The 25,204-nt window shown below is 57.3% G+C and carries 27 protein-coding genes; 12 read left to right on the top strand and 15 right to left on the bottom strand.

The window, feature by feature from the left end; translation table 11 throughout:
• Nucleotides 1–45: 45 nt before the first annotated feature.
• The 3 genes from mtnC to mtnB are packed head-to-tail and all read right to left on the bottom strand — an operon-like array spanning nt 46 to nt 2,021.
• Nucleotides 46–762: an acireductone synthase gene (gene mtnC / locus P8935_RS07655; RefSeq protein WP_348264401.1), complete on the bottom strand. Its 717-nt coding sequence runs from the start codon at nt 760–762 to the stop codon at nt 46–48.
• Nucleotides 759–1,328 (bottom strand): cupin domain-containing protein, encoded by a 570-nt coding sequence (locus tag P8935_RS07650; protein ID WP_348264400.1) that lies wholly within the window; start codon nt 1,326–1,328, stop codon nt 759–761. The genes mtnC and P8935_RS07650 overlap by 4 nt, the downstream gene beginning before the upstream one ends.
• Nucleotides 1,329–1,388: 60 nt before the next feature.
• Entirely contained in the window at nt 1,389–2,021 is a 633-nt protein-coding gene (gene mtnB, locus P8935_RS07645) for a methylthioribulose 1-phosphate dehydratase (protein WP_348264399.1), read from the bottom strand.
• Nucleotides 2,022–2,059: 38 nt separating this feature from the next.
• Between mtnB and P8935_RS07640 the strand changes: the two genes are divergently transcribed.
• Together P8935_RS07640 and P8935_RS07635 are read left to right on the top strand one after the other, a co-directional pair.
• A complete protein-coding gene (locus tag P8935_RS07640) occupies nt 2,060–2,875 on the top strand; it encodes an RNA methyltransferase (protein ID WP_348264398.1) in 816 nt (271 codons plus the stop codon).
• 97 nt (nt 2,876–2,972) lie between these two features.
• Nucleotides 2,973–4,442: an energy transducer TonB gene (locus tag P8935_RS07635; protein WP_348264397.1), complete on the top strand. Its 1,470-nt coding sequence runs from the start codon at nt 2,973–2,975 to the stop codon at nt 4,440–4,442.
• Nucleotides 4,443–4,457: 15 nt separating this feature from the next.
• Here P8935_RS07635 and P8935_RS07630 read toward each other — a convergent pair whose 3' ends face one another.
• Both P8935_RS07630 and P8935_RS07625 read right to left on the bottom strand, forming a co-directional pair.
• A complete protein-coding gene (locus P8935_RS07630) occupies nt 4,458–4,832 on the bottom strand; it encodes a VOC family protein (protein WP_348264396.1) in 375 nt (124 codons plus the stop codon).
• A 2-nt stretch (nt 4,833–4,834) separates the two neighbouring features.
• The gene (locus tag P8935_RS07625; RefSeq protein WP_348264395.1) at nt 4,835–5,068 is read right to left on the bottom strand and encodes a hypothetical protein; all 234 of its coding nucleotides are present in this window, start codon (nt 5,066–5,068) and stop codon (nt 4,835–4,837) included.
• A gap of 62 nt (nt 5,069–5,130) precedes the next feature.
• Here P8935_RS07625 and P8935_RS07620 point away from each other — a divergent pair, with 62 nt between their 5' ends.
• The 5 genes from P8935_RS07620 to P8935_RS07600 all read left to right on the top strand — a co-directional run bounded on the left by P8935_RS07620 (nt 5,131) and on the right by P8935_RS07600 (nt 10,133).
• Complete coding sequence (locus tag P8935_RS07620; protein ID WP_348264394.1) at nt 5,131–5,409, top strand: hypothetical protein; 279 nt, start codon at nt 5,131–5,133, stop codon at nt 5,407–5,409.
• 121 nt (nt 5,410–5,530) lie between these two features.
• Nucleotides 5,531–5,809: a hypothetical protein gene (locus P8935_RS07615; RefSeq protein WP_348264393.1), complete on the top strand. Its 279-nt coding sequence runs from the start codon at nt 5,531–5,533 to the stop codon at nt 5,807–5,809.
• 114 nt (nt 5,810–5,923) lie between these two features.
• Nucleotides 5,924–6,961: a GTP 3',8-cyclase MoaA gene (moaA, locus tag P8935_RS07610; RefSeq protein WP_348264392.1), complete on the top strand. Its 1,038-nt coding sequence runs from the start codon at nt 5,924–5,926 to the stop codon at nt 6,959–6,961.
• Between the two features lie 224 nt (nt 6,962–7,185).
• Nucleotides 7,186–8,214 carry a sensor domain-containing diguanylate cyclase gene (locus tag P8935_RS07605; RefSeq protein ID WP_348264391.1) on the top strand — a complete coding sequence of 343 codons (1,029 nt, stop codon included), beginning with the start codon at nt 7,186–7,188 and terminating at the stop codon, nt 8,212–8,214.
• 314 nt (nt 8,215–8,528) lie between these two features.
• Nucleotides 8,529–10,133, top strand: a complete 1,605-nt coding sequence (locus P8935_RS07600; protein WP_348264390.1) for an alkaline phosphatase family protein — start codon at nt 8,529–8,531, stop codon at nt 10,131–10,133.
• A gap of 18 nt (nt 10,134–10,151) precedes the next feature.
• Here the strand turns inward: P8935_RS07600 and era are convergent, their stop codons facing one another.
• The 4 genes from era to P8935_RS07580 all read right to left on the bottom strand — a co-directional run bounded on the left by era (nt 10,152) and on the right by P8935_RS07580 (nt 14,380).
• A complete protein-coding gene (gene era, locus P8935_RS07595) occupies nt 10,152–11,276 on the bottom strand; it encodes a GTPase Era (protein WP_348264389.1) in 1,125 nt (374 codons plus the stop codon).
• Nucleotides 11,277–11,345: 69 nt separating this feature from the next.
• Nucleotides 11,346–12,647, bottom strand: coding sequence for a hemolysin family protein (locus tag P8935_RS07590; RefSeq protein WP_348264388.1), 1,302 nt, complete (start codon nt 12,645–12,647; stop codon nt 11,346–11,348).
• The gene (gene ybeY, locus P8935_RS07585) at nt 12,644–13,264 is read right to left on the bottom strand and encodes an rRNA maturation RNase YbeY (protein ID WP_348264387.1); all 621 of its coding nucleotides are present in this window, start codon (nt 13,262–13,264) and stop codon (nt 12,644–12,646) included. The genes P8935_RS07590 and ybeY overlap by 4 nt, the downstream gene beginning before the upstream one ends.
• 63 nt (nt 13,265–13,327) lie before the next feature.
• The gene (locus P8935_RS07580) at nt 13,328–14,380 is read right to left on the bottom strand and encodes a PhoH family protein (protein ID WP_348264386.1); all 1,053 of its coding nucleotides are present in this window, start codon (nt 14,378–14,380) and stop codon (nt 13,328–13,330) included.
• 92 nt (nt 14,381–14,472) lie between these two features.
• On the opposite strand from P8935_RS07580, the gene P8935_RS07575 reads away from it, so the two are divergent.
• Nucleotides 14,473–14,595 (top strand): hypothetical protein, encoded by a 123-nt coding sequence (locus tag P8935_RS07575; RefSeq protein WP_348264385.1) that lies wholly within the window; start codon nt 14,473–14,475, stop codon nt 14,593–14,595.
• A gap of 114 nt (nt 14,596–14,709) precedes the next feature.
• Here P8935_RS07575 and P8935_RS07570 read toward each other — a convergent pair whose 3' ends face one another.
• Nucleotides 14,710–16,536 (bottom strand): hypothetical protein, encoded by a 1,827-nt coding sequence (locus tag P8935_RS07570; protein ID WP_348264384.1) that lies wholly within the window; start codon nt 16,534–16,536, stop codon nt 14,710–14,712.
• A gap of 319 nt (nt 16,537–16,855) precedes the next feature.
• Between P8935_RS07570 and rpsT the strand changes: the two genes are divergently transcribed.
• The gene (gene rpsT / locus P8935_RS07565) at nt 16,856–17,131 is read left to right on the top strand and encodes a 30S ribosomal protein S20 (protein ID WP_348264383.1); all 276 of its coding nucleotides are present in this window, start codon (nt 16,856–16,858) and stop codon (nt 17,129–17,131) included.
• A 91-nt stretch (nt 17,132–17,222) separates the two neighbouring features.
• On the opposite strand, the gene P8935_RS07560 is transcribed toward rpsT, so the two are convergent.
• The 3 genes from P8935_RS07560 to P8935_RS07550 all read right to left on the bottom strand — a co-directional run bounded on the left by P8935_RS07560 (nt 17,223) and on the right by P8935_RS07550 (nt 21,579).
• Nucleotides 17,223–18,407 (bottom strand): acetyl-CoA C-acyltransferase, encoded by a 1,185-nt coding sequence (locus P8935_RS07560; protein WP_348264382.1) that lies wholly within the window; start codon nt 18,405–18,407, stop codon nt 17,223–17,225.
• Between the two features lie 88 nt (nt 18,408–18,495).
• A complete protein-coding gene (locus tag P8935_RS07555; RefSeq protein WP_348264381.1) occupies nt 18,496–19,122 on the bottom strand; it encodes a hypothetical protein in 627 nt (208 codons plus the stop codon).
• Nucleotides 19,123–21,579: a 3-hydroxyacyl-CoA dehydrogenase NAD-binding domain-containing protein gene (locus P8935_RS07550; RefSeq protein ID WP_348264380.1), complete on the bottom strand. Its 2,457-nt coding sequence runs from the start codon at nt 21,577–21,579 to the stop codon at nt 19,123–19,125.
• A 166-nt stretch (nt 21,580–21,745) separates the two neighbouring features.
• Here P8935_RS07550 and apaG point away from each other — a divergent pair, with 166 nt between their 5' ends.
• Nucleotides 21,746–22,153 (top strand): Co2+/Mg2+ efflux protein ApaG, encoded by a 408-nt coding sequence (apaG, locus tag P8935_RS07545; protein ID WP_348264379.1) that lies wholly within the window; start codon nt 21,746–21,748, stop codon nt 22,151–22,153.
• 143 nt (nt 22,154–22,296) lie between these two features.
• Here apaG and P8935_RS07540 read toward each other — a convergent pair whose 3' ends face one another.
• Both P8935_RS07540 and P8935_RS07535 read right to left on the bottom strand, forming a co-directional pair.
• Nucleotides 22,297–22,833 carry a GNAT family N-acetyltransferase gene (locus P8935_RS07540; protein WP_348264378.1) on the bottom strand — a complete coding sequence of 179 codons (537 nt, stop codon included), beginning with the start codon at nt 22,831–22,833 and terminating at the stop codon, nt 22,297–22,299.
• 32 nt (nt 22,834–22,865) lie between these two features.
• Nucleotides 22,866–23,507, bottom strand: a complete 642-nt coding sequence (locus tag P8935_RS07535) for an NAD(P)-binding domain-containing protein (protein ID WP_348264377.1) — start codon at nt 23,505–23,507, stop codon at nt 22,866–22,868.
• Nucleotides 23,508–23,669: 162 nt separating this feature from the next.
• Between P8935_RS07535 and P8935_RS07530 the strand changes: the two genes are divergently transcribed.
• On the top strand, nt 23,670–24,146 hold the full coding sequence (locus P8935_RS07530) for a hypothetical protein (RefSeq protein WP_348264376.1): 477 nt from the start codon (nt 23,670–23,672) through the stop codon (nt 24,144–24,146).
• Between the two features lie 64 nt (nt 24,147–24,210).
• A complete protein-coding gene (locus P8935_RS07525) occupies nt 24,211–25,167 on the top strand; it encodes a cation diffusion facilitator family transporter (RefSeq protein ID WP_348264375.1) in 957 nt (318 codons plus the stop codon).
• The last annotated feature ends 37 nt before the right edge of the window (nt 25,168–25,204 follow it).

Genomic DNA, 25,204 nt, shown 5'->3' with positions numbered 1-25,204 from the left:
CCTGAACGTTTAGGTTTGATTCGAGAGGCTGTGCAAAGAAGGGTACTAGAGAACGTTGAAGCTTTTAATGCGGCGGTGACCGTGAGCATCCTCTACGGGAATGTTTCCCTCGCGCATCACCAGCCGCGTGTGACAGCCTGCTTCACGTGCAGGATCGAGTTCGCGCACCACATCGGAAAAGAACATGATTTCGCCAGGCTCCAAACTCATCGTAGCGGCAATGAATTCATAACTCGCTGGGGATGTCTTAGGCCCAGTCCGAGTGTCGAAATAGCCAGAGATCAAAGGGGAAAGGTCGCCGTAGTTGGAATGACGAAACATTAGGAGCTGGGCCGCAACAGACCCAGATGAATAGATAGCGACCTGCGACGTGGCGGACCAGCGTTCGAGCGCTTTTGGAACGTCAGGAAACAGGGTTCCTGTCAACTCGTCGGTCTCAAAGCCGCGCTGCCAGATGCGTCCCTGGAGACTTTTGAGAGCTGTCGATTTGCGATCGCGATCCATGAGCCAATTCAGATACGGAATGGCGTCATCCCAGTATTCCGGGGTCGTGAACCTTGGCACCGACTCATCGGTTTCGCCGACGTTCTCTTCGGCAAGCATCGTAAGGTCGCTCACGACACCGGGCTCCCCGCCGTGCAGTTGCAGAAATGCTTGAAAGTGTGCGCGAGCGTACGGAAAGAGCTGATCGTAGACGAGCGAGATCGGCGCAATCGTGCCCTCCACGTCCAGCAAAAACAGCTTCGGCGGCTTTGTTTTCATAGGCGGATGCCAGTGGCTGCGCGCGGCCCCAGATAGGCAGGTCCGAAACACAGCGGCTGGTAGCCCTGATCGATGCCGGAGCCGGTGTAGTGCGGCGTCCACCCAGCCGTGTCCTGGAACCAGCGGATAGCGCGGATGCGGCGATCCTCGCAAAGCGTGAACCAGTGCTTCGTTCCTCTCGGCACGCGCAGCATATCGCCGGGTCCCACTTCCACCGACGCAATTCTGCCATTCAGGTCCAGAAAGAATATTCCGCGCCCGGCAAGGATGAAGCGCACCTCGTCTTCGTCGTGCGTGTGTTCCTTGTCGAACTTTGCAAGCATTGTTTCGAGATTGGGTGTGGCGGAATTTACATCGATCACGTCGGCGGTGACGTAGCCGCCACGGCGCTTCATCTCTTCAATCTCGTGTTCATAAGCCGATAGGACCTGCTCCGCGGATGCATCCGCACCAACGCGATCGAGACTCCAGCGCTCGTAGTCAATGCCTAGAGCATGCAGCTCCGTGCGTATTTCTGGTTCGGCTTCGATTGTCAGATTCTCGTTGGGAAAACGCAGAACTGCCATGGCGCGCTCCTAGGATTCAACCAGCAAAGATGATTGCCCCACAAGAGAGCCGAACCGCTCTCAAGTTAACTGACTGAAGATCCGACGTCCTTCTACCTCGAAGAGGAATTCGAGCGCCTCCAGGTGACGTCGTGCTTCAGCTACCGATTCACCCCAAGTATAAAGCCCGTGTCGGCTCAATAAAACCCCATGCGCCTCTGGATTATCGCGAAGAACTTCGGTGAGATGTTCGACAAGCGACTTGTATACCTGCGTGTTTTCAATGATCGGCACGCGCTCAGTATGTTCGTGAGTAGAAACGCCGGAAAGGCCTTTGAGAAGTTCGTAACCCTGAAGAGAAACATGGCCGGTAGAGAGGAATTTCCCGGAAAGGAGCGCGTTCCAGACGGAGTGGACGTGCAGAATGGCGCGGGCGCGAAATCCTTCGATGCCGTAAATAACGGTATGCAAGCTCGTCTCCGCGGAGGGACGACCTTGTCCCGAGATCGCGTTACCTTCAAGATCGATTTCGAGAAGTTCAGCAGGCGTTAGCTTGCCTTTATCGAGACCCGTCGGAGTAATGAAGATGCGGTCTCCCGAACGCACGCTGAAGTTGCCGCTTGTGGCCGGAACCCAACCGCGTGCGTAGCATGCTTGCGCAGTGGCGCAGAGTTCGTAGATCTCCTGCTGCAGGTGTTGTGGATCCTCAGACATTGAATGCAGTGTAGCAATGCAGTCGGCAGATGCTTCAAGTGGCAACTTCACTCTACAATCGTTGTTTGCTTTCCGAACTCCAACGCGAGTGTGTCGACGTGGTCCTAGTGTCCCCGCGCAATCCACTGAATGTTGGCGCGGTGGCGCGTGCGATGGCAAACTTCGGCTTCAAACTTCTGACCGTGGTTGATCCGTACGAGCCGCATTGGCGCGAAGCTCGTTCCGCTGTCGGCGCGCCCGATCTGCTCGAAAACGCCCGAGAAACTCCGGCGCTCGCAGACGCTGTTCGCGATTGTTCGCTTGTGGTCGGAACGGGAACCGTAACCCATCGCAAACCCGAACAATCCGTTGTTCGTCTGGATGAACTTGCGCCGCTGGTGACTCAAGAGTTGGATCGCGGCGGACGCGTCGCCATGGTTTTTGGTCCCGAGAAGCACGGACTGACACGTCAGGATTTGTCCTATTGTCATGTACTGGTGGAGATCCCAACCGATCGGCACCAGCCTTCCATGAATCTAGGTCAAGCGGCCGCAGTATGTCTGTATGAGCTGTCCGTGCGCTCAGGACGGTCGCCAGAGGAATCACGACCCTTCGAAAATAGCCTCGATAACTCCAGAGAACGCTTACGGGCCGTCGCAGGCCCAGCACCCACTTCGAACAATCTTGATCTTCTTGCCGGACTCATCGAAGAGGTCATGGTCTTTGCAAAGTACTCGCCGAAGACCATGCAGGAGGCGAACCGGCATGACCTGCGCTTGATTCTTAGACGACTGAACCTCAATGCCCATGACAGCCGACGGCTATTGGGCCTGTTCCGTCGTATTTTGAGACGCCTTCAGCGCAATTCATCATAGAGTTACACTTCGAATACTCAATGACTTACGGGTCACAGGCATCCTTCCAAAAGAAATCACAATCTGCTTAGATATGTGCATGACGAGAGGTGGCCGGATGCGCACGTTCTTCGACCGCGTTAGATCAACGATTTTCAAACCATCTCGAATTGCCAGCACCGTGTTGGGTTTGATCCTGATGGCGGGGGCTGTATATGGCCAGGCACCTCCGCCCGTGCCTTCTGCCGGTCCAGCTACGCAGCAGCCGCCGCAAGCGCAACAAGGTCAGCCTGTCGCTCAGCCCGGAGAACCGTCAACAACAGTTCCAGCGCATGATGTCTCTCTGTCGAAGGCGACAATGCCTGATTCCCATACCAAGCCCGGGAAAGATCCCACTCTTAGCGAAGGCGCATTTTCAATCCACACTGTCGGGGGCGAAATCAAAGAGGATCAACTGAAGCAGATGTTGGTTGGCAAAACTCTCTATCTGCGCGGAGGCTACCAGGATAACAACCTGGAATTTGATGAACACGGCCGGCTGCTGAGCCATTCTCCTCAAGGTTCTTATACGTTGAGCCAGATCCAGATCAACAAAGTTAAGCTCTCGAAGAAGAAAGTGGAGCTCTTGGGTGACCGCTATGCGCTCCATTTCCTGGGCGCCGCGCCCTATGACGACCCGACCGCAGCGACCGACAGGGTTAAGATCAACCCCAAGAAAAAAGGGGTGCGCATTTCCTTCGATCTTGAAGAGGTCGAGAAGTCAAAAGACAAAAGCGCAAAGAAGAAGGACAAACACCACGGGAAAAAGGAGGAGTCGAAGGAGCCCCACGCGCCAGCCGTGCTTGTGTCGGACGCCACCGATACTCCTGCCGCCCAAGCCAACGCGAGCGACCTTCCGCCAATAAACGGCCACCAATCCAACAAATCCGACAAAAAGAGATCAACGACAAATTCAGCAGTTCAGGCTTCCCAAGCGCTTCTAACGGCTTTGAACAACGTGTTTTCGATGGGTGTCGATGAGCGGATGATTGATGCGATGCCAGATTTCTGGAAGCTCTACTATCAGGCAGCGCAGGCGAAGACAGATTACAAGCCCACTGACCCGGGCGTCTTCCGCCAGAACGCAGTTGATCAAAAGGCGAAACTGCTTTCTGCAGTAGATCCTCCGTCGAACGAGTTGGCACAGGCAAATGGCGTGGCCGGCATCGCGCTTTATCACGTGGTGGTTGGCAGCGATGGCAAAGTTGAGGAAGTCGTTGCAGGCAGGCCAATCGGCTTCGGCCTGGACGAAAGCGCCGAGCAGACCATCCACAAGGCTACTTTCCAGCCTGGCATGAAAGATGGCAAGCCGGTTCCGGTGGCCCTTGATCTCGTCGTTTCATTCCGCATTTATTCAAAACGGACTTTGCAGCCGGCGCCAGTTGCAAAAGTTGAAACCGAAAAGGCGAATGAAACAATCTTGCCTGGTCCTTACACTGTGAGGGCGCAGGCCGAGGCCCAAGCCCAGACGCCGACGCAGTCTCAGACGCAGACCCAATCTCAGAGCCAGCCACAGCCCGTTCAACCCTCCGCTCCCGCCCCCCAGTGATGGAAACACCCAGCGCTACTTCGTCGATCGCGGTGCTTCCCACAACTCCACCCGATTGCCTTCAGGGTCCCATATCCAGGCAAATCGGCCATAAGCATGGTCTTCGCGTTTGGGATCGATGGTGACGTTGTCAGCGGCAAGCTGCGCGAGCAGTTCGTCCATATTGTCGACTCGGAAGTTGATCATGGCCTGCTGCGGACCTTCGCCAAAATATTTGGTGGTGGAGGGAAAATGCGCAAACACCGTCATACCCATGGACTCGGGGCCGTCGAAGGCGAGCGAGCCTCCATCCTGCAAAGGAATTCCGAGATGTTGCGCATACCAGGCAGAGAGCTTTTCCGGATCGCTTGCCTTGAGAAATACACCACCAAATCCGACTGCTTTGGCCACGATTACTCCTCCTGCTGAAGTATTTGCTCCAGCTTACGCTTGTGCTTGGCCTGACGGCCTGTTCGCGGTGTGTCCACCACAACGCGGGCGGGTTTAGGCTGTCCCACACGCTCGCGGGCATTAGCCTTAACGGCCTTGGTCGCTGAAAAAGTGTCTGGCTTGCGTTTCGTCATTGCAAGGACGAGTATGGAATAGTTCGGGCCGAAGGGAAAGTGCCCGAGACTTTTAATCTGCAAGGGCTCTGTCGGGGATAGTTTCCACGACAGAGCTTTTTCGCAGAACCGGAGAAGAGAGGGACATGGAAGAGCGGGACTTTTTCAACGAGACCACGGAGCAACGTACGCATACCTTGAACTGCCCCAAATGCGGGCAGGCAGGGGAGTACAAAGTCACCTGGGTTGTGCGACGCAAGAGACCACAGTTGCCTCGCCATGCCGATGAGCGTGACCGGGCAAGGTTTGCCAAGGCTCAGTCGTACATGGTGCGGCGGGACGACAAGCTGAGCTGCACGAATGTTCGCTGCCGCAAGCCGTTTGAGATTACAACTCTGCAATCGCTGGCGTTTCTGAACGAGTAGTGGATGCTATGAAAAAGGCCGCAAGCGGCCGGTGGCGCAGGCCGGGCGGCATGTGATTGAATCGAAACAGTGAGCATCAAGGCCCGGAGGCCGATAAGGGCTCGCAAGGAGATAGAGTCTGATGGCGAATTCCCTTCTTCCCCCTGAAGAGCGCAACCTTACCCCTGACCAGGTGGAGGCGCTGGACAAACGGCGCGAATGGGGACATACGTTGCTGGTAATTGCGTGCCAATTTGCCGTGATTGCCACAGTGCTGCTGCTGTGGGTCGGGCAGGACCTGACTTATTCACCGGGCTGGGTTCACCCCATGGCGTACTACTTCGCGATTGCAGTTGGGTTGGTAGCCGTTTTGGGCGTGACGGGGCTGGCGCTAAGGTCCGGTACACCCAGGATCGACTGAGCCGCCACTTTTCACAACAGCTTGCACCAAACGGGAGCCGGCCTTTGCGCCGGCTCTCAGGTTTTTCCGGGACCTGCAGAGCTCGACAAAACGGTATAGCCTTAAGGGATACACATGGCTGTTGCTTCCCCAATCGCACCTGCCGCAGAAGACACCACTCGCCGGCTGATCGACAGTCACGGCCGGGTGATCCATGATCTGCGCGTCTCCGTCACCGATCGATGCAACTACAAGTGTGTCTACTGCAGAACCGGCGAGTTGGGAGCACAGTATCCCGAACTGGCGATCGCCGACTATCTCAAGCTGATCAAGCTTTTCGTAGGTCTGGGAATTGAGAAAGTGCGAATCACCGGCGGCGAGCCTTTATTGCGCAACGGCCTGATCGAGTTGATCGAGGAACTAGCGAATCTGCGCACGTTGAACGGCAACCCGTTGGATCTTGCTCTGACCACCAACGGGCACTTGCTGGACAAGCTGGCTGCTCCTTTGAAGGCTGCCGGGTTGCAGCGTGTCACCGTCAGCATGGACGCTGTGGATGCGCCGACGTTTGAGCGAATCACGCGCGTTCCAGGGAGCTTTCACAAAGTGCTGGCAGGAATTCGCGCAGCGCGCGATGCGGGCTTGACTCCGTTAAAGATCAATTGCGTACTGCTGCGCGGATTTAATGACGGCGAGATCGAAGGATTTGCACGGTTCGCGCGCGAAGAAGATGTGGTGGTCCGGTTCATCGAATTCATGCCTCTCGAGGAAGGCCGGCTATGGACACCGGAGATTGTGGTTCCACTGAAGGAGATTGTTGAGCGCATCGGCCGCGTGATGCCGCTTGTGCCGATGCCGGCGCGCGAGGCTAGCGAGACGGCGCGGAGATACACATTCCCCGATGGCGTAGGAGAGATCGGCATAATTGCGCCAGTAAGCCAAGCTTTTTGCGGCGCTTGCAGCCGGGTCAGGCTCACTTCCGACGGCAAAATTCGAACCTGCCTGTTTTCGCAGGTGGAACACGACCTCTACGGAAGGATGCGTGCGGGCGAAAACGATACCGCCCTTTCGGACTACATCGTAAAAACGATATATGGCAAAGAGGCACGCCATCATATCGGAGAGCCAGAATTTCTGAAGCCATCGCGCTCGATGGTCCACATCGGCGGGTAGAAAACTTCGCGCGTCTCCCAACCTCCTTCCTGAATTACGGTAGGCTGTCAGATTCCATGAGCTGCAGCTTACAAAGCACCTTGGGAAGCAGTCCCAGAGGCGGATTTGCAGCACGTAACTTTAGTACATAGCTCATTGGACTAAAGACACTCCAGGTCTACGATTTGAACCGGCGCTTGTGACAGAATTCACATCAGAAGAGACTCACCCGTTTTGGCGCAGAGATGAACGAGTTGACAGAGAATCGTATTCCCCTCGATGACCTAATGGTCTTCCATCAGTTGGCAAGGTCGCTCAACTCGAGCCTTGACCTGGACACAATTCTGCGCACGATCCTCGACCAGATGGAACGCATTATTGCGGCGGATATGTGGACGCTGCTGATGCTGGATGAATCGCGCAAAGAACTCTACTATGCGATCGCTTCACAAAATGGCGAGGATGCGCTCCGCGATTTGCGCGTGAAACTCGGCGAAGGCGTTGCAGGCTGGGTGATGGAACATGGTGAAACTCTCATTGTTCCCGAATCGGAAGATAACGATCCGCGCTTGCAGCAGACACTTGCCGCGGACAGGCGCATGGTGCGCTCGATGATCGCAATGCCACTGCGCGGACGAAAGGGCATCCAGGGCGTCATCGAAATTCTGAATCCGCGCGCAAGCCAGATGAGCGATTACACCATCGCCTTTCTGCATATCCTCTGCGATCACGCGGCGATTGCAATTGAGAATGCGCATGACGTCGCGCGCATCCAGCAACTCACCATTACCGACGATGCAACAGGTCTCTTCAACGTGCGACATCTTTACAAGATGTTGGAGCACGAACTGGAGCGCAGCGGACGACAACGCATGCCGGTAAGCCTTGCGTTCATTGATCTCGACCGCTTCAAGTCAGTGAACGATGTCCACGGGCACCTGATTGGAAGCGAGCTTCTGGGGCGCGTCGGAAAGCGCTTGAAGCAACTGAGCCGCGAACAGGATATGTGCTTCCGCTACGGCGGCGATGAATTCGTAGTGCTGATGCCTGATACTGCTCCGGCGGATGCGCTGGTGCTTGCAACTGGCTTGCATCAGGAACTTACGAATACAAAATTTCGCATGAGCAATGGTCTTGAACTGAGCGCGAGTGCAAGTGTGGGATTGGCAACATGCCCGCCTGAGAATGCCGCGGTGCACGCAATCATAGGCGCAGCAGATGCGCGCATGTATGCAGTTAAAAGTAACGGCCGTGGCAAAGTTCGAGGCGAATAAAGTCCCATTACCGTTCCGTTTAATTTCAATGAAGATTAGTTCATAAACCTTGTCAATTTCTTGCCAGACGTGTCTACTTGGTCGTGAAGTAGACGGCGGCTGCAAAGGCCACTTGCAACAATCCCGTTTGTGAGAGAGCGGGAACTGCTCATTGCTTCAACTCACTGCCTTGACAACCGAAATGATGACGCTCGCGTTCTGCGAACGCTGCATCTGCGAGTGAAAAGTTTTCAACCTTGGATCGTTGACGCAGACCTTATTGAGATCCCGCCAGACCGGCTCAAAAAAGGTTTGACGCCAGCTTGGGGACTTCTATGCTCAAAATCTGGTCTGTGCTTTTCTTTTCCATCACCAGTTGCGCCGAAACTTTTGCCCAGTTCCCACCCCAGATTAAGAATGTCGTGGTAATCGTTCAGGAGAATCGAACTCCCGATAACCTCTTCCACTACCTGTCTCCAGCTTGCCCGATACCTGCAAACGCCACTGGGCTCGAAGCGTGCACGCCTGCTCCTGTAAGCACTGGCTGTTACAACATTGCTCCGTGCGCCATTTCCAATCAAAGCGGGCACGATGCTCGCGTGAGTCTGAAACCTGTTCCACTTGCGGGGAGCGCTCTGCCGCAGCATTCCCACTGGAGCTTCGAAAAGATGTGCGATCCCGATCCGGCGACACAGAAATGCCGGAACGATGGCGCGTGGAAAATCACGGCTCCCTCTGGGGGCGCCTATGGCTACGTGATGAACTCGAACGTGACCAATTACGACGGAACGCCGGGACATCTGCTTGATCCGTATATCACGATGGCGAAGGATTACGGCTGGTCCAACTACATGTTCCAGACGAACCAGGGTCCAAGCTACGCAGCGCACCAATTCATATTCTCCGGCACATCCGCTCCGACCGCGGCAGACGACGCAAAATCCACGTTCGTCGCTGAAGACTTCAACACCATGAACAATTCTGGATGCCTGGCAACGAAAAACGCGACCAACGATCTGATCGCACCGGAAATCAGCTCTCCTCCGACCGACTGTTCGACATTCGATGACAAGTCGGTTCAGGAATGCCCGATGGCAAATACGGCATTGATCTATCCGACTGAACCCGTCGGTTCGTTTTGCCATGGACACGAGACGATGGCCAGTGTGCTCGATCCGCATTCGATCAGCTGGGAGTATTACGCAGCAACCGCAGGATCATTGGCGAATGCACCTGTGGCGTTCAAGAATATTTGCGAGCCGCAATTCGTGAATCCCAACGGTGATCCAAGTTCTGCGCTCAAGTGCACGGGCAAAGAGTGGAATGCCAATGTCGACATCAGCGGCATGGGCACGGACATTCTGCGAGACATCGAGAATTGCAGCCTGTCGCAGGTTAGCTGGGTAACTCCCGACGACAAATGGTCAGATCACGCAGGCGGAAACGACTACTATGGACCGTCATGGGTGGCAGCCATTGTTAACGCCATCGGGACGCACGGTAAATGTCCGACAGGAACCAGAGATGCGGGACAGGATTACTGGAACAATACGGCGATCATTCTTACGTGGGATGACTGGGGAGGATGGGCCGATCACGAATTGCCGCGCGTTCAGTCCGCGCTGCCATGCCGATCGACTGATTGCCCCGGCGATTATCAGATGGGGTTTCGAGTACCGCTGGTTGTGATTTCTGCGTATACTCCGGCCGGAACCATCAGCAATGAAACTCATGATTTTGGCAGTGTCCTGCGGATGATTGAAGGCGTAAATCATTTGACGGAAGGAGAACTAGGCTTCGCCGACAAGCGCTCGACGACGGACCTTCGAGAATTCTTTACGCTTAAAGCCCCGCGCGCCTACCGCGTGATTCCCGCGCAGAAGAGTGCTTCGTTCTTTCTGACGGTTACCGGGCCAGCCATTGACCCGGATGATGATTAGAAAGTTGTGCGCTGGAGCTTATTTGTCGATTTCGTCGATTTGATTCTCAGCCAGCTTCTCAAGCTGATTGCGCCAGTCAAGGGATTCTACGAAGGGCCGCGACTCGCGCCAGTTCGCTTCGACGATGACGTGGAGTTCAAGATAGACACGCGTCCCGAGCAGCGACTCAATCTGCTTGCGCGCGCCAGTGCCGATCTCTTTCAATTTCGCGCCGCCCTTGCCGATGAGAATCGCTTTTTGTCCTTCGCGTTCGCAATATATGGCTGCGGCAATGCGCGTGAGCGGGAGCCGGGCGGGAGGCTGGCCTTTCTTGCGCGGAGGAGCGGGCGGTTCAGCTTCTTCAAAGTTTTCAATGACGACCGCGGCGGCGTAGGGAACCTCTTCGCCGGTCTCGACGAGAATGCGTTCGCGAATCAATTCAGCGACCATGAAGCGCATGGGCTGATCGGTGTACTGGTCTTTCGGGTAGTAGCGCTCTCCGACTGGAAGCGCATCGACAATTTTGCGGACAAGAAGATCGAGGCCGTCGCGTTTACGCGCACTGACGGGAATGATCTCTGCGAAGTTGTACTGCTTCGTCATCGTCTCGATGAGCGGCAGAAGAACGTCTTTGGCGACAAGGTCGATTTTTGTGAGGACCAGGAACACGGGGCAGTCCAGTTCACGAATGAGATTGAAAAGAAATTCGTCCTCGCTGGCCCATGATGCGGATTTTCTTTTTTGCGATTTGGCGTGAGAATCGGAGTCCTTCCCGGGTTTCAAAGTCGAAACATGGGGCACCCGGGTCTGTGCCTGTTCGGTGATATCGCCCGGTTCGCCGGCCGCTTCAACCTGCACGCGGCGGCTGGCGTCAACCAGGACAAGCACGACATCGCGTGTCGAAAGTGCTTCGTGGACTTCCTGCAACATGCGGCGGTCGAGCTGCGAGTTTGGCTTGTGCACGCCCGGCGTGTCGACGAAGACTATTTGCGCCGCGGGATGAACCTTTTTGCGCGCTTCGACCTCCAGCACACCGATGATGCGATTGCGGGTGGTCTGCGGTTTTGGAGTGACGATGGCGATCTTTTCGCCGGTGAGGGCGTTCATGAGCGTGCTTTTGCCGGCGTTGGGCCGACCGAGAATGGCGACGAATCCTGATTTCACTTGGGGCAACTCGTTTCTGAATGAGTGTACGGCATGCCGGGCTTCGATGAGCGGTGCCAGATTGAACGATCAGGGCAGCGCCGTTGCTTCTTCCTTCGCCGGCGGGAATATCCGCAGGCGGTCGACGCGGCGATCGGTGGAGGCGACGACCTGAATGCGCAGGCCACTGTGGTCAAGAAGCACGACTTCGCCGGGAAGCGGAATGCGGCCTTCGATCTCGCTGACCAGACCGCCTAAAGTGGTCGCCTCATATCTTTCGTCGACGTCCAGATCCAAATTAAAGAGGCGCTGCAATTCGTCGACTGGAAAATCGCCAGGAACCACCCACACTCCGCCCGGCTCCTCCTGTGGATCGGCAATGTGCGCATCCTTCTCGTGTTCGTCGCGAATGTCGCCGACGATTTCTTCCAGCAGATCTTCGATGGTGACGAGTCCCGCGACGCCGCCGTATTCATCGATGACGATGCGCATGTGCTGCTTTTCGCGCTGCATCTCGCGCAACAATTCGTAACCGCGCTTAGTCTCTGGCACAAAGACGGCAGGATGCTGAATGCTTGACACGGTACGGATCCGCGCTTCCTCATCAGCGATCTGAAGAAGATCATGGGCGAACGCGATTCCTGTGATGGAATCGAGAGTACGTTCGTACACCGGAACGCGCGAGAAATTGTGTTCCTTGAGCATCTCAAGAAAGCGTTCGAGGGTGATGGATTGCGGAACGGCGAAGACCTGGGGACGCGGGGTCATCACTTCGCGCACAAGTTTGTCGCCGAATTCAACAGCGGAACGAACCAATTCGCGATCACTCTCTTCGAGGATGCCTTCTTCCTCGCCAGCTTCAAGCAGTGACTCAACGTCGGGAGCAGGCTCGTCTTCTTCGGCAACCGGCTTTTCAGCAAGCGAGGCAACGGAAAAGAAGAAGCGAATGATGGCCGTCACCGGCGTCATCAGCCACAGCAGCAGGCGAATGGGCCATACCAGGCGCGCTGCCCAGCGTCCCTTAGTGTGCGTGAAGAGAAGGGATGGCAAAAGCTGGTTGCAGAAGACGACTGCCAGTACGACAACGAGAATCGCCTGGGCGATCTCAGGATAAGTCGGACGCGCGACGTGTGGAGCCCGATCGAACAGCACAGATCCAATCGCAAGCGCGAACACAGCCAGCGTGAGTTGCTGCAGCACCGTGGCGCAAAGGGCGGCATGTTCACGCGTGAGACCGAGCAGTGGCTCGACTTTCTCTTCCCATTCGTCGAGGTTGTCCTGCACTTCGCGGGGGAGAATTTTGCCGAACTCCGAATATAGCCGGCTGATGTACGCGGCGAAGGTGTCGACGAGTGCGGCGAAGGCAAGGAGCGTGATGGTTAACCAGCTCATGGGCGCCGACCTTTGGGAGTTCGTGCCTTCGCACCGTCGCCGCGATGAAGCTGCAGCGAGGATGGGGCACTCAACGTTGTCGCGCGTCCCCCATCCGACCTTGTGGCTGAACTCATTGTCCGTTCGATAAGCCCTTGAGGGAGACGCAGTTTGGCGCGGAGTTTTTGTTCGCGGAGCGCCATTTCGCCTTTGTCGGTTTCGTGATCGTAGCCGGCAAGATGGAGAAGGCCGTGAAGCATCAAGACCTTAATCTCGATTGCGAGGGAATGGTGGAGTTCGTGGGCCTGACGCTGTGCGGTGGGGATGCTGATGGCCAGATCGCCGGCGATTTTGAAGTGGCCGGGAGCACTGGCCGGAAAGGAAAGCACGTCCGTAGCTTTGTTCTTGCCGCGGAATTGCTGGTTCAGGCGGCGGATGGCGGTGTTAGTTGTGAGCAGGACCGTGACCTGTCCGCGTAGCCTTACGGCGGATTGCGCCTCGCGCAAAAAAGCTGCGAGTGTGCGGGGAGCCGGGATGCGCTGATTGCGGGCTGGGGTTCGGGCGGAGCTCTCTGACCGTCTCGGCACCTTCACGTGCGAAGAGGGGTCGGCTTCCAAGTCTGGGTCGAAGAGGATCATCGTGCGCGGGGCCGCTGTTAGAAGCGGCCCCGTGTCTTTTTCATTCTACTCGAATGGGTGAATTTACTGCGGTTTAGCAGGATGCGCGGCCTGTTGAGGCGCCTGCTGGTCGCCTTGCGGTTGAATGGCCTCGCCGAGATTCAATTGGAGTTCCTGCTGCTGTGGCTTGATGGCTTCGTAGGCACGCACGATGCGCTGTACCAAGGCGTGGCGGACCACATCTCCGTCGGCAAAGTGACAGAAGCAGATGCCTTCGACACCGCCGAGAATATTGATCGCGTCAAGCAACCCAGATTTGCGCGGATTGGGCAGATCGATCTGCGTAATGTCGCCGGTGATGACGGCCTTGGAGTTGTTCCCCATGCGGGTCAGGAACATCTTCATCTGCTCGATGGTGGTGTTCTGCGCTTCGTCCATGATGATGAAGGCGTCGTTGAGAGTGCGGCCTCGCATGAAGGCCAGGGGCGCAACTTCGATGACGTTCTTCTCGAGCATCTTGTCGACCTTCTCTGGATCGAGCAGGTCGTAGAGCGCGTCGTAGAGCGGACGGAGATACGGGTCCACCTTTTCCTGCAGGGTGCCGGGCAGGAAGCCGAGACGCTCGCCGGCTTCAACAGCGGGGCGAACCAGCACAATGCGGCTCACTTTTTTCGCATTCATGGCGGCTACGGCCATAGCGACGGCCAGGTAAGTTTTACCCGTGCCGGCCGGCCCGACGCCGAAGACCATGTCGTTCTGTTCGATGGCTTCAATGTATTTGCGCTGGTTGATGGAACGGGGCTGGACGGTGCGCTTAACGCCCGCGGAGCGCTGCTTCCCGGCATCAGCAAGAGAACGCAGCGTGGTGGCGGGATCGGCTACGACCAGGCGCAACATGCCGTTCAGTTCGCCATTATGAAGATTGATGCCTTGCCTTCGGAGAGCCTCGAAATCCTGAAAAATGCCCCGGACTCTGGCAACCGCTTCGTCCGGCCCTTTAACGTGCACGGCGTCGGATCTTAGGTCGATCCTGACACCTAGTGAATCCTCCATCAGTCTGAGGTTTTCATCGCGGGTCCCGAATAGGGGCTCAAGATTTGGCGTGATCTCCAGAGCAGCGTTCAGATGGCCTCCCATGGCCCTGCCTCAAGGGCAGATTTTGGCTGTTGATTTGATGATTGCACCGGTGTAATGGATGGGATTGCAGCGTAATTATTTGCGAGTTGCGGATGGAAGCGCACCGTATCGCGGCGATTGTGAAGGACTTCCGTATTGGCGCGGGCGACCAAGTGGCTGTGTATGGGGAGAGAGTAGCGCCGGCGGTAAAATCCGTCAATCCCGGGGCCGATTAAGATTTACGCAATTAGTCACCAAGTGGGTACGGGGTTCGGCTTCTTCCCCGGTCACACCCGTTGCGGCACGTTGATTTCAGACAACTTGTCTGTATCGAAAGACCGGTGATCAGTCTAGTGCGGCGTTGACGCTTGATCGGCCCTCGGCAGCGCATGAGGCTGCCATGCAGGCCCGCCCTCTTCCCACTGGTCGTCGGTCAATTGCTCTATGTGCGTCCCATCGGCGTTCATCACGAAGATTTCGCCGTAGGGTTGCGGTGCGCCAATCAGAAGAGCTTCATCCTTAAATCCCATGCGGGAACTCGTAAAAAGCAGCCTTTCGCCGTCCGGAGACCACGCAAGGTGAGCCTCATTCCCTTTGGTGCGGGTCAGTTGATTGAGTTGCTTTCCATCTGCATGAATCGTCATCACTTCAAAATTGCCGTCGATTCTGCGCATGAACGCAATCAAGTTTCCCCGCGGCGACCAGACGGGGAAGTTGTCATAGTCGTCGGTCAGCACACTCACCGAGTGATCCTCAATATTCATGATGCGCAGCCCTTCGCCATCCGGCCCGGAGGTGCGGTAGACGATTTGTTTACCGTCGGGAGCAAACGATGCAAAGGCGTTGTTGTTGTTCCCCGTCGTAATCAAATGAAAGTCGCTACCGTCGATGTTCACGAGACCCACTTGCGCTCCGCCGTTCACGGGATCGGCCGGCTTCTTGCCGCCGGACGCAAAATCGAGAAATGCAGTGAACCCGCCCACACCAACCACGATCTGCTTTCCGTCTGGAGACCACGAAGGTCCGAGAATCAATCCCTTCTGCTTGAGGATCGCGCGAGCGGGCTTATCTTCGTCGACAATCAGCAGGCTTGTGGCGTTGGTTGAATCCATCTTGGTGATCGCCAGATGTTCGCCGCTTGCGTCGTATGCGGGAAGCCATGCGGTTTTGTACAAGTCGAATTTTTCGTTCCGGCTCCATTGCTTTACAGGCTCCGCAGGTGGATTTGAAATGTATCGACTGTACACAACCTGCGCGCCATCCGGAGACCAGGATGGCGTGTGCAGCGTCGCTCCGGCCGGCCCCGGCTTTCCATTGCCATAGAAGATGCCTGTAGTGGTCTTGTCGTGGCGCACATACGCGATCTCACCAGTGGGCAAAACGGATGGGAGCAGTTTGACTCCGGGACCTGCTTGGACCGGCGTATTCTCGCCGCTGGCGATATCGATCTTCATCAGCGTGTCATCGCCGTCTTCGCGCCCTGCGCGATAGGTCCACGACTCTTCATCCGACATGCAGTAGGCAACGACGCTCTTGCTGTCCGAAGTCCATTTGGGACTTCCGCAAAATCCACCATGCTGAGAGACACGCTTTAGTCCAGTGCCATCAGGATGAATGATGTAAACGTCGACGAGGTGCAGTCGCTCCCATCGGCCCTTTGCCGGCCGCAAATCGCTTTCGCGGTCTGACGAGAAGGCGATCCACTGGCCGTCTGGAGACCATGAGGGGCGAAAGTCTCCGCCATCTCCCGAGGTAAGAGCTTTGGCCGAATGCGAGGCCACGTCGAGTGTCCACAGGTTGGCACGTCCACTGCCGCGGGTGGAGACGAACACAATGTGTTTTCCATCCGGAGAGAAGCCGGCCTGATCATCGTAGGCCGGATCATCAGTCAGACGCTCAAGTTGACTTCCATCGGGATGAATGCGGTAAAGATCAGCAGAACCAGAACGCTCCGAGGTGAAGACAATCCAATCACCTTGCGACGACCAAGACGGGTTGTAGTCGAGCGATCCCGCAGGTGTAAGCGACCGCTCGGCACTTCCATCGGCATTTGAAATATAGAGACTGGCCCCGGTTGGCCCAAGCCGGGCGAAGAGTATTTTATCGGCCGCAAGGCTCGGAATGGCGGCAAAAATCAGGGCGCCCAGGCCGGCGCAGAGAGTACGGAGACGAGGCATAGGCACTCCGATAAATGAAATTGGAATTGGGAGCCGGGGAGTTCCCGTGACTATAGCATCCCGCAGTTGCGAGGGTCCAACAGTTTCAAAGTATTGATTTTAAAAGCGGAGATATAAGAGATCAGGCTTGAAAACTATGAGATCGGGAGGGGGAGGCGGGCAAACTCAACTAGATGCTTCAAGCGCGGCTGGGTCTTGGCAGGGCAACGCCAAGGGATGAATTGACCCAGACTCCGCTTTCCCGTAGACTAGGAAATTGCGAGGGATGCGGCTGTGTTTGCATTCTGGCCCGCATAACTCACTGATTTAAGGAAGCATAATGGCAAATCACGTATCGTCGTTGAAGCGCGCCCGCCAAACCGAAACCCGTACCGCGGTGAACCGCGTTAACCGCACCCGCGTCCGTTCGAGCCTCCGCTCCTTACGTGAAGCCTTGGCAAAGGGCGACGTAAAGGCCGCGCAGGAGCAGTTTCGTGTGACAGTTTCCGCTCTCGACAAGAGCGTGCAGAAAGGCGTTCTGCACTCGAATACAGTGTCCCGCTACAAGAGCCGCCTGAATGCCCGGTTGAAGGCACTGGCGACCGCAAAAGCTTAATCTTCATGGGGTGGCCGCAAGGTCATTGAAGCAAGAAGACGGCCGGGAGCGATCCCGGCCGTTTCTTTTTCTACTGCACATTTCACAAGGGTTAGTTGAGCCGTTCGAAGATGCCTGCGGCTCCCTGCCCGCCTCCTACGCACATCGTCACCATGCCGTAGCGCGCGTTTCGGCATTTCATCTCGCTTAGTAGAGTTGCAGTCAGTTTGGCACCGGTGCAGCCGAGAGGATGTCCGAGCGCGATGGCGCCGCCATTGACGTTGACCTTTGCTGGATCGAAGCCGAGTTCGCGGATCACGGCCAGAGCCTGGGCGGCAAAGGCTTCGTTGAATTCGATGAGGTCGATGTCGTCGAGTTTGAGGCCGGCTTTTTTGAGCGCTTTGGGAACCGCGTAAAGCGGCCCCATGCCCATCTCTTCGGGCAGGCAACCGGCTACAGCGTAGGCCACCAGCCGGGCCAGGGGCTGAATGCCCAGTTCGCTGGCGCGAGCGGAATCCATCAAAACAGCCGCAGCAGCACCGTCGGAGGTCTGCGAGGAATTACCGGCAGTGACGGTTCCCTTTGCATGAAATACCGGCTTCAGAGCGGCGAGCGCCTGGGCCGTGGTGTCGGCGCGGGGACCTTCGTCGGCCGAGAAGACGGAATCGGAAGAGTCGGGCTTACCTGCCCTGGCACTGGGGGTCGTATTGGTGACGTTGATGGGCACGAGCTCTTCAGTGAATTTGCCGGCGGCTTGTGCGGCGACGGCTTTTTGGTGACTCGCAAGCGAGAAGGCATCTGCATCTTCGCGGGAGATGCTGTAGTGCTTTGCGACGCGCTCGGCGGTGAGGCCCATCGTGAGCAGCGCGGCGGGATAATTCTCTGACAGCCAGGGATTGGGGCGGGGTTTGATGCCTCCCATGGGCAGCATGCTCATGGTTTCTGCTCCGCCCGCGATGACGACGCGCTGCATACCGCTGCGGATCCGCATATCGGCCTGGGCGATGGCCTCAAGACCGGAGGCGCAGAGGCGGTTGACGGTCATGCCGGGGACATCGATAGGGAGTTGGGCTCGAAGAGCCGTCATGCGTGCCATGTTCCAGCCTGACTCGCCTTCCTGCTGGGCGCAGCCGAGGATCACGTCTTCGACTTCGGATTTATCGAGGGCTGGAATGCGCTCAAGAGCATTGATCAGGGCGGCGGCGGCCAGATCGTCGGGGCGGGTGGTGGAGAGAGCACCTTTGGGGGCGCGGCCAACGGGCGTACGGACGGCGCTGACGAGTACGGCTTCGGGCATGGCAAACTCCGGACAGATGCGATTCGTGCTGGCTCATTGTTAGACTGCGGGACCTGAGGAGGTCAACCAGCACACGATCGGAACGCGGTCATTCCGGCATATCGATGACCGTCCAGGCGTTGCGGGTGAAAAAGTGGTAGATGGACTTGCCGCTCAGTACGGTGTCTTCGAGCGCGTCATGGTCCAGCAGCGGAGGATGATGTTCCATACCCGCCTGAGCTTCGCGGACCTGCTGCGGTGATGCGGGATCGATGCCCCAGTCAAAGCCCAGGACGCCCGAGGAATCATGGCGCTGAAGCCGTTCCAGTTCCGGTACTGAAGCAAGCGTGACCGGCTTGCCCGGCGAGCGAGCGAAGAAGACCAGCAAATCTACATTGCCGTGCGCAGAGCAAAGCACAGCCCAGTCAGACGAGCCGGGGGATTCAAAGCTGGCGTGGATCACGTTTTCAGGTCGATGCGCCTGGTAGGTTTGCGGAACCATGCAGCCGCGCTGATCGAGAAGATCGGCGATGGCATCGGGCAGGTCGGGAAACGAACTGGCAGGCAGACGGCGGATGAGATAAGAGGCCGTCTGACCATCGAGACTGGTCTTGCCGGTCTCTGTAAGCTGGCGCGACTGACTGTTGGTGGGAGCCGGTGAATCCTGCGCGAGTACGCAGGAGGTTGCGAGCGTGCACGACGTGGTCGTAAACAGAATGAGCGCTGCAAACTTCATTTAATTGCGCAGTGGTTTGCCGGTCTTAAGTGTATACGCGACGCGTTCCTGCGTCTTGCGCTCGCCGCACAAGGAGAGGAATGCTTCGCGCTCGAGGTCCAGCAGATATTGCTCAGTGACGAGCGAGCCGGCGGTAACCTTGCCGCCGCAGAGGATGTAGGCCACCCAGCGGGCTACCTTCATGTCGTGTTCCGAAGCGAAGCCGGCTTCGCCCATGAGAAAGACTCCGGTATTGAGGACGGCGAGAGATGCTGTGCCGGGAGCGGGAATAACGCGCGGCTGCGGAGCGGTGTATCCACCTTCAGCGAGGGCGATGGCCTGTTCCTTTGCGTCGAGCAGGAGACGCTCGCGATTAAGGGTGATGCTGTCGGCGGGCAACAGGAGGCCGAGTGCGCGTGCCTCGAGTGCGGAGGTGGAAACCTTGGCCATCGCAATGGTTTCAAGGGTGCGTTTGAGCGCGGAGTTCATCTCGGCCGACTGTGCGAAGCGGGAGGGCGGGTCTTTGGGGTCGGGAGGCGCGAGCGCGGCAGCCGCATCAACGGCGCGCAACAGCATCTCCTTGGTCCCGCCACCGCCGGGGATGAGGCCGATGCCGGTTTCGACCAGGCCGATGTAGGTCTCGGCATGGGGCTGGCGGCGCGCGGCGTGGAGAGAGATTTCTGCGCCCCCGCCGAGGGTGAGATTGAATGGCGCTACGACGACGGGACGCGGGCAAAACTTGATGGACATCGACATCTGCTGGAAGGCGCGAATAGCTCCTTCCACTTCTTCCCAGTCGCCCTCTTGCGCGCCGAGGAGCAATTGCATCAGGTTGGCGCCTACGCTGAAGCGGTCGCGATCGCCGCTGATCACGAAGCCGCGGAAGTTTTTGACGGCGTCGGAAGTGGGATTCAAGACGGAGGTGATCATCGCTACGACGTCGCCGCCGATAGCGTTTTTCAGCGAGTGCAGTTCGATACATCCGATGCCGTCGCCGATGTCGACGAGCGATGCGCCGGCATTGCTTCGCACTATTCCGTTCGTCCGGCGGTAGTCGGCAACGCGGGCATGCCCGGGCTGCTGTGGGATGGGCTCCCAGGCGCCGCTGACCGGGTTGTAGCACTGCGGGCCATCGGGCGAATACCAGGAGACGGCAGTAGATGCCAGAGCAGAATCAAGCAAACCCTCCACGGCTGGGCTGACTGGAATAGTCAGGTCGCGCATGCGGGCGACGGACTCGCGGACGCCGGCGGCATCCCAGAGTTCGAATGGACCGAGTTCCCAGTTAAAGCCTGCGCGCATCGCCTGATCGATCGAGGGGGCGTCGTTGGAGGCATCTCCGATGCGGTCCGCGGCGAAGTTCCAGAGCGACGCGAGGAACGGCCATAGGAATCTGGCGGCCTTGTCTTTTTTGGGATCGTTGGCCAGCAGTAGCTTTATGCGTTCCTGCACGGTATTGGCATTCTTCGCGATATCGAGCGACGGCAACGCTGGCTTTGCGGAGGGGCGATATTCGAACTTGTCCAGGTCGAGGACCATCCTTTGGTCTTTGCCATCCGTGACGCGCGTTTTTTTGTAGAAACCCTGGCCGGATTTGTCGCCCAGCCAGCCGAGCTTAACGATCTCCTGCAGTTTCTGAGAGAATCCTCCCGGCGTGACCCCCTGTGGAAAGTTCGCTGCGACATGGGCGAGGATGTCGATACCCACCATGTCAGCGAGGCGAAATGTGCCAGTACGCGGAAAGCCCAGCGCCGGACCAGTGAGCGCGTCGACTTCTTCAATGGTGAGGCCTTGCTCCAGCATGAGGGTTGACGCTAAAAACATCACGAAAACGCCGATGCGATTTCCGATGAAATTAGGGGTGTCGTTGGCGAATACGACCTGCTTGCCGAGCGCGCGGTCAGCGAAAGTCGCAAAAGCAGCGACCAACGCTGGATCACTCTCCGCCGTGGGAATGATCTCCAGCAGTTGCATGTAGCGAGGCGGATTGAAGAAGTGCGTTCCGAAGAAGCGATCGCGATGCGATTGGAGACCGGCGGCGATCTTTGCAATTGGCAAGCCCGACGTATTGCTGGAGAGCACAGCGTCAGGAGACAGGTGAGGCAGTACACGATCGAGGAGCGTCCGCTTGATCTCAAGATTTTCAGCGACAACTTCGATGACCCAGTCGCACTGCTTCAGCTTCGGCAAGTCGTCTTCGAAGTTTCCGACCGTCACCATTGATGACAGCGACGATTCATAGAAAGCTGCGGGCTTAGATTTGGCCAACGCAGCGAGCGCTGATTCGGCGAGCCTATTGCGCGATCCGTCTCCGGCCGGAACCATGTCGAGCAGCAACGAAGGGATCCCGGCATTGGCGAGGTGCGCGGCGATGCGAGAGCCCATGGTTCCGGCGCCCAGGACCGCCGCGCGACGAACCAGCAGGGGTTGCGCGGCAAACCGATGAACAGGCGTGGTGGCAGATGCGATCGAACTCATGCTTGGCTCTCCCCGCGATGGCGCAACCCGATGCAGCACATACGCGTAATCGTTCCCGAGCATACGAGTGGGCGCTCCGCCGGGTCAAGGCGAAGGGACGATTGAAGAATCACGCGACCCCAGACATAAGTGATACGGCGTCTCCATCTTGATCTAAACTTTCTCCATGGCCAAATGGGCACCGTATGTGGCAAACACTCGAGGAATCGCGGTGAGCGTTGAGCCAACTTACCTTGAGGCGAGATCATCGCCGGAAAGCTCGCAGTATTTTTGGGCTTATCGAGTGATCATCGAGAACCAGGGACCGGAAACGGTGCACCTGCTGAGCCGGCACTGGATGATCTCGAATGCGCGTGGCGAACTGACCGAGGTCAAGGGACCAGGTGTTGTCGGGGAACAACCAGTCCTAAAGCCGGGAGAGAGCTTTGAATATACGAGTGGCGTACCTCTCGACACGCCATCCGGGATGATGGGCGGCGCCTACCAGATGGAGAGTGAGAGCGGTGAGCATTTTGATATCGAGATCCCGACGTTCTCTCTGGATCGTCCGAATCAGGGTGCATTTTTGAATTGAGATTGACCCATCCTGGCGACTCGCGGCCCTAAAAAGTTCGCGAGTGCGCGCAACCAGCGTTGGTTCGGTCGGCCAAAGATAGGCAATCCAGTATTGGATTGCCTATCTTTGGAAAAATGCCAATCGTGGTTTGTTTTGAAAAGCTAGCGCGTATCAGCGGTGATCCAGTTCTCACGTTTGAGTCGGTAGAGCACGTGGCGACTTAGCGGATGGTCAGCTGCGATGGACGGGTGGTCAAAGTCATCCAGAGGATCATGGGTCATGCCAAGCTTTTGCATCACACGCAAGGAGCGCTGATTCGCCGGAACCGTGAAGGACACCAACTCGTGCAGCCCTTGAACTTCAAACGCTTGTCGAACCAGCGTGCGAGCGCCTTCGGTTGCCAGCCCTTTGCCCCAATGGTCACGCGCCAGGCGCCAACCGATTTCGACGCATGGCATGAAGGGCGCTTCGAATTGGGGGATGAAGAGGCTTACGAAACCAATGAACTCGTTGGTTTCGCGCAGTTCCGCGGCCCAGGGCCCGAAGCCATGCTGCTCGAGATGCGCTTCGGCGCGATCGACTAAGGCGTCGCTCTGCTGCCGCGTGAGCAACGCCGGAAAGTGCTCCATCACCTGTGGGTCGCGATTCAACCGCGCGAACGGTTCACGATCACTGTCGCGCCATTTCCGCAAAATCAAGCGCCCAGTCCCGATCTTCGCGGCTCCATCCGTCATTTCGTCAACAGCTTGAACGCGTGGGTCCAGTCGTTGCGGGTGAAGCCTGGAATACACCAAAGCATGCACAACGGTTCGATGGCACGCGCAGCTTCCATCGGACCCATGTCGGCCGTCTCCCAGCCGAATTGCTCGTTGATCTGGGTCACCTGCTTTTTGGCTCCCTCGTCGTTGCCGCAGATAAACATGGTGGGTTTGCCGCCGGCGAACTCCGGATTGATCATGCAGGGAAAGCCAACAGAGTTGAATGCCTTTATAAAATGCGCTTCGCTGAACTGGCTCTGCAGCGTTTCCATCAACGACTTGTTGATGTCGGTGAAGAAGCGAAGTACGCCTTTCTCGGGCGGGGCATTCTCGATGGGATTGCAGGCGTCGATCACGGTTTTGCCGGCGAGATTGGTTTTGCCGGCCAGCGAAAGCGCCTCAGCGGCGGCATCGCCTTTGACGGCGAGGACAAGCAGTTCGCCGAACCCTGCCGCTTCGGCGAATGTGCCGACGGTGCTGCCGGAGTTTTGCGTGGACCAGTCGGCCAGTTTGGCGGGGTTGCGGCTGCCAATTTTTACCGAATGACCGTGTTTCAGAAAACCGCCTGCCAGTGTTTTGGCTACGTCTCCCGACCCAAGCACTCCAACTTTCATTGCGCGCCTCCGATGATGGCGAGTTTAGATGCAGAATGTGGACGATTCAAGAAGGTTAAAGCTCCGGTACCTTTGGACTGTTCCAATGTTTCTCCCTGCGGCACCTGGATTTCGATCTGGGGTATTCTGAAGGTGGGACCTCCACGCGACGTCCCTTCGCAAATGACCCTCCTCAGCAGAAACGTATGGGAAGCGGCCGCCGGAGTTTCTTTGATTGCCGGCCTCACCGTTGGAGCGGTTCTCTACCTGCGGCGTAAGCGGCCGACGGAAGAGGAACTGGAGCGCGCGCGCCGCAAATTGCTGGCGCAAGCAGGGCGGCTGATCGATGGCATGTTGCTCGATGTTCGCGAGATAACTCTTGAAGACGGACGAACGCTGACAATGCTGGAGTACAGCTATCGGAGCAGCGGGGTGGACTACGAGTGCTCGCAGGACATCACTACGCTGCTCGGCATCATGGACACGGGGCTGATGCGCGCGGGGTTTCCGTGCACGGTACGCTACCAGCCGGGTAATCCGCAGAACAGCATCGTGGTGTCGGAATCATGGTCGGGTTTGCGATCGACGCTGCCGGTTTTTCCGCATGTCGATGCGCGGAAGCATCATGATCTGGGGCAGTTGCGGCCGGACCAGAGTTAGCATCCTAGCGAGTCTTACATCGCGCAGTTAGCGTCGCATACACGTCCCCATTTACACTTTGGTTATGCATGTCCACGCGGCGCCCACTGGCGCCGGGTCCTCCAGGACGCAATCCGTATTGCGCTTCTCGCTGGTTGCCACGCTGGCTTATGTGGTGATCACTTTTGTGGCCGGATTGCGTGCCCACTCGCTTGCACTTTTGTCGGAGTCTGGACATAACGTCTCTGATTTTCTGGCGCTGCTGCTCAGCTTTGTCGCGGTCTATTTTCAGAGCCGTCCAGCTACCCACTCGAAGACCTTTGGCTACCAGCGCGCCGGTGTGCTGGCGGCTTTCGTGAATGCGGCAACGTTGATCGTTATTTCCATCTGGATCGGCATCGAGGCGGTTCATCGACTGAGTGCGCCGGTCGCGGTACAGCCCAAGCTCATGATGGTTGTCGCGGCCGCCGGCGTCGTGATGAACGGTGTGATCGCGGCGCTGTTGTGGGGAGTGGCGCGCGACGTGAACATGCGGAGCGCCTTTCTGCACATGGCGGGCGACACTCTTTCGACGGCTGCGGTGATCGCGGGAGGCGCAGGGATTCTGTTCACCGGGCGCAACTGGATTGATCCGGTGCTTTCGCTGGTGATTGCCGCGCTGATTCTGTGGACCAGCACCGGCATTGTGCGGGAGACTCTGAATATTCTGCTGGAGGGTACGCCACGCGGAGTGACGCTAAACGAGATTCGCTCGGGCATGGAGGATGTGGAAGGCGTGCTGAACGTGCACGATCTGCATGTGTGGAGCTTGGGATCGAACAGCCATGCGCTGGCTTGCCATGTGTGTATTGCAGACATTCCGCCTTCGGAGAGCGCCTGCATTCTGGTGAATCTGAATCACGTGCTGCGCGATCATTTCGCGATTCAGCACTCTACAATTCAGTTTGAACACGAAGGATGCGAAGAGCTGCACGGGTGTGTTGTGCCCATTGAAGAGATGTCGAGCCCGGTCGCTCACAGCCATCACGGTCACGCGCATTAGCGGCAGTTTCGGACCAATCCGATACTGCTGTAGTACG

This window comes from Telmatobacter sp. DSM 110680, from assembly GCF_039994875.1.
GTDB lineage: Bacteria > Acidobacteriota > Terriglobia > Terriglobales > Acidobacteriaceae > Telmatobacter.
This window is presented reverse-complemented; position numbering and strand designations above follow the sequence as displayed.